The organism is Tritonibacter sp. SIMBA_163 (genome assembly GCF_046535935.1).
GTDB lineage: Bacteria > Pseudomonadota > Alphaproteobacteria > Rhodobacterales > Rhodobacteraceae > Epibacterium > Epibacterium scottomollicae.
In genome coordinates this window covers 1-248 of the sequence record NZ_JAWJBP010001002.1, presented here as the reverse complement: position 1 = coordinate 248, position 248 = coordinate 1, and the positions used below count along the sequence as shown (strand labels likewise).

The window sequence follows — 248 nt, the reverse complement described above, 5'->3', positions numbered from 1 at the left end:
CTGCCCATGCTGCGGGGTCTCCCGAAAAAGGCATCAATGCCCTCGACGCTGTCCTGCAATTATTCAATGGCATCAATGCCCTTCGCCAGCAATTGCCGGATGATGCACGGGTACACGGCATCATTACGCACGGAGGCGATGCGCCGAACATTATCCCGGAATACGCTTCCGCCCGCTTTTATATCCGCGGCGATTCCTGGAAGAAAACAGCCGAGACGTCGAAAAAAATACGGGCCATCGCTGAAGGC

Annotated in this window: 1 protein-coding gene; it reads left to right on the top strand. The window is 55.6% G+C overall.

Features of this window, described 5'->3' with window-relative positions:
• Positions 1-248, top strand: a 248-nt coding sequence (locus tag R0J92_RS25345) for a peptidase dimerization domain-containing protein (protein ID WP_411053721.1), incomplete at both ends; no start/stop codon positions are given.